4 protein-coding genes are annotated in these 3,649 nt (G+C 52.3%); 1 reads left to right on the top strand and 3 read right to left on the bottom strand.

Features of this window, described 5'->3' with window-relative positions:
* Positions 1–232 (top strand): hypothetical protein (locus AAF564_26395; GenBank protein ID MEM8489104.1); only part of this gene is annotated, 232 nt, incomplete at its 5' end.
* 99 nt (positions 233–331) lie between these two features.
* On the opposite strand, the gene uxaC is transcribed toward AAF564_26395, so the two are convergent.
* From uxaC to AAF564_26380, 3 genes are all read right to left on the bottom strand, one after another.
* Positions 332–1,747 carry a glucuronate isomerase gene (uxaC, locus tag AAF564_26390; protein MEM8489103.1) on the bottom strand — a complete coding sequence of 472 codons (1,416 nt, stop codon included), beginning with the start codon at positions 1,745–1,747 and terminating at the stop codon, positions 332–334.
* Positions 1,748–1,830: 83 nt separating this feature from the next.
* Positions 1,831–2,604: a nuclear transport factor 2 family protein gene (locus AAF564_26385; GenBank protein MEM8489102.1), complete on the bottom strand. Its 774-nt coding sequence runs from the start codon at positions 2,602–2,604 to the stop codon at positions 1,831–1,833.
* 80 nt (positions 2,605–2,684) lie between these two features.
* Positions 2,685–3,566, bottom strand: coding sequence for a hypothetical protein (locus AAF564_26380; protein MEM8489101.1), 882 nt, complete (start codon positions 3,564–3,566; stop codon positions 2,685–2,687).
* Positions 3,567–3,649 lie beyond the last annotated feature (83 nt).

Below are 3,649 nucleotides of genomic sequence, written 5' to 3'. Positions count from 1 at the left end.
GCACTTAATCCCGGCAGCACAAACAACAGGCACAAAACGAGTAAGGTTTGGATTGATCTTTTCAAAGGGCAATCAGGTTTGTGTCACAAGGGGTGAGCAGTTGGGTGGGTATGCAGCGATGAGCACTGGCTTACTTATCGCGTTCTCTGGATACCGGAGCAAATTCGGCATGACGTGGAGTAAAAACGAGCATAATGACCCATTTTCACAAGGCATATTAACTGTGATATAAAGACCCAATCAAGTTGGGCATAACGAGCAAATAACCAAAAAAATACAGCAATCGACCTATGAAGGTACACAGTTTTCTGCAAAGCACAAGGCCGAGCCATTAGCCAAACCGATAAGTATCCTTCACCAAATCGTAAGTCAGCGCCCGCATCATCTTGAGCGCGTCCTCTGCGTCAATTCTATAGTCTGCAACGAGGCCGGCCAGGTAGTTAGCATCTACGCGGCGCGCCAGGTCGTGACGGGCGGGAATCGAGAGGAAGGCACGGGTGTCGTCATTGAAGCCGGCCGTGTTGTAGATGCCAGCGGTCTCTGTGGTTTGCTCGCGGTACCGGCGCATGCCCTCAATGCTGTCATGAAACCACCAGGCTGGCCCGAGGCGCATCGCCGGATAATGGCCGGCAAGCGGGGCAAGTTCGCGTGCATACGTGGTTTCATCCAATGTAAATACAACCAACCGAAGGCGCGCGTCTGTCCCATACGCATTCAGCAAAGCTTTCAGGTTTTGCGTGTACTCAGTTGCAAGTGGGATGTCCGCACCTTTGTCTGGTCCAAAGCGCTTGGCTATTGCCGCGTTGTGCCCCCGCAAGGAGCCCGGATGGATTTGCATGACAAGCCCATCTTCGACGCTCATTCGCGCCATCTCCATAAGCATGTGCGCTTCGAATTGCGCCTGATCATGGGCGGTTGCTTTGCCTCGGATCGCGCGTTCGAAGAGGTCTTCCGCGGCTTTGTTCGAAATCCGTTCGGTATACGGTACAAGCACAGCATGATCCGTAGACGTGGCGCCCATCGAACGAAAGAATTCACGCCGGCCCTCAATGGCAGCTATGAAGTGTTGGTACGACGCTATTTCCTTCCCCGACACTGCCGCAAGCTTTTTGATTTCCTGCTGCCAACCAGGGGTACTGATTCGAAAAACAGCATCCGGGCGAAAACAAGGGACCACGCGTCCCTCCCAATCACTGTCGCGTATCATTTGGTGGTACGCGAGTGTGTCCGTGGCGGCATCCGTTGTGGTGAGCACTTCCACATTAAAACTATCAAAGAGCGCACGCGGCCGAAAGGCCTCTTCCTGCAGTCGCTCCAATACGGCATCATAAATGGTATCCGCAGTTGCGCTTTCGAGCTTGATGCGGACATCAAAAACGTGGTACAGCACGTAGTCCATCCATGCCCGCGTTGGTGTACCGAGGAACAGGTGGTAGTGATCAGCAAAACACTGCCAGATAACACGCGGATTTTCAGCTATTGGCGTCCCATCAATTGTTGGAATACCAAGTTGCTCCAGCGGGATGCCCTGTGAATAGAGCATCCTGAAGATATAGTGATCCGGCGTTATTAGCAGCGCTGTAGGCTCAGGGAAAGGTTTGTTTTCTGCAAGCAGTTCGGGAGGCACATGTCCATGCGGACAGACGATGGGGAGATCTTTGGCTGAATCATACAGCGCCCGGGCAATGGGTAGCACCGTTGGGCGCGTGTCAAAATACCGGTCGGGGTGCTGGGTTAACGGCTGCAATGATACAGAGGGGTGGTTTTAAGGTTAAAGTAAAAAAGGCTTGGTATTGATTGCCGAATTTCGAGTGCCGAACACTACTACATCTAAAACATGCCATTTCCGTGCGCCATCTGGTCGGGAATGGCCTGCTGTACGGTCCACTGCTCGACAATCAGGCCATCAGCAAGCCTGTGTATCTCGTATATGGCGTGCGGCGTTCCATCGATCGTGCCTTCCAACTGCGCAACAACAAAATTCCCTTCGGCAACCAACCGGTGTACCGTATCAATTTGCGTCGGGCCATGCTGCGCTGTCGCGAGCGCCGGCAACCCATCTGCAAGCCCATGATGGTGCTGCATAACAGCTTCGTGTACAAAGTCCGCTAATTGGGCCCAGTTACCATCAAGCCAAATGGATTGATAAAATTGCTGCACAAGCGCTTTGTTGGGTGCTGTTTTGTCCAGATCCTCAATCGCCACAACGCCATCGGTCATCCCCCGGCCATTGCTGGTTTCCCGTGGGTGCATTTGCATCACATCCCAGTGTTCAGCCAGCTTGCCATCTTCTACTCGAAAAAGATCAAGAACAACTTGTTGTGAGCCGGCTATTTCAACTTGCAGATGTAACGCAACCAAGTTGCCTTCAGCAATGGTCCGCACGATGGGGCTTTTAGGATTTTCTGGACGAGGCATTTGTTTCAAATAAGCAAACGCCTCCATGAAGCCGGCGCGGCCCGTTTTCACCATCGGATTGTGCTGGATGTAGTCTTCTGCAATCAGCGAGTCAATCATCGCTTCATTCAAATCGCCGATTACATCACGGTAAAAGGACAGCGCAAGCGTTTTCGCCGCAGCTTCCTGGCTCTGGTTCATAGCCATTATTTCGGGTTGTTCAGCGCATTTGATATTAAACAAACCCGCTGCCAATACGCAAAATAGAACAATAGGGATGCGACTCATTATTTACCGGGGAGCGCCCAAACATCAACGCGGTTTGCAGCCACATATGGCACGGCAACCCGCATACGCTGGGTGTCGATACCGATATCAGCCGGCGCGGCGTCGAGCAAAATGTAGGGGCGACTTTCGCCATTTTCAACAAGATACAAGGAGGAATCTTGCTGACTTGCAACAAGCGTTCGCCCACCGAGCACTTCAACACCATCATAGTTACCACCGGTACTGGTAGCCAGCCCAACAAGCTCACCTGTTTCCGGATCCCAGGTTTGGAAGGTTTGGGTGCCCGTCCAGGCTACAATGACAAAACGACTGTTCGCTTCATCCCAGGTGATACCATTGGGTAGACCGATGGCCTCATCTTGCAGAACAACGGTCACCTCACCATCCACTACTTTAAAAATACGGGAGCCCCCACCGGTTTCAGTTACATACAGCGCACCATCAGGGCCTTGCACAATATCGTTGATGAACCCGGGTTCGAAAGCAGTAAAATCGACAAACGCTTCGTGTACACCTGTCATTCGGTTAAATCCATGGATGCCGGCAGCATCCGCTACCCAAAGCAGATCATCCACGATGTACATCCCTCGTGCGCCATGGAGTGGATGCATCTCCGTACCAATCATATACTCAAGTGTCTCGATACTGCCTTCAGCTGAGACGCGCGACACAAACCCATTTGCATCACCAGCGGGGTCTCCGTTAAAATTTGCAACGAAGTACACATCCTGATCCGGATCGTACCGTACAGCTTCCGGGCCAGCAAGGCCCTCAATTGAAAACAGGAGATCACCTGTTGACTGCGTCCCATCCCAGGTTACTACGGCTTCGGCTTGTGCCTCTTCAGGTGCTGGATTCTCCTGTTCACAGGCGGTAATCATCAGGCACGTTACTTGGTATGCCTACCCCGGGCAAAGTAGCGCCAAGTATAAGGGAACAGGCTCTAGACCTTCCCGTGTTGTGC

It is taken from the genome of Bacteroidota bacterium (assembly GCA_039111535.1).
In the GTDB taxonomy this organism is placed as follows: domain Bacteria; phylum Bacteroidota; class Rhodothermia; order Rhodothermales; family JAHQVL01; genus JBCCIM01.
The sequence above is the reverse complement of the archived record's forward strand: the minus strand, read 5'-3'. Positions and strand labels throughout refer to the sequence as shown.

What these genes read in the sequence shown, in the direction of transcription:
- AAF564_26385 (MEM8489102.1), bottom strand. Translation starts at nt 2,604, where the DNA reads ATGGCTATGAACCAGAGCCAGGAAGCTGCGGCGAAAACGCTTGCGCTG.
- AAF564_26380 (MEM8489101.1), bottom strand. Translation starts at nt 3,566, where the DNA reads ATGATTACCGCCTGTGAACAGGAGAATCCAGCACCTGAAGAGGCACAA.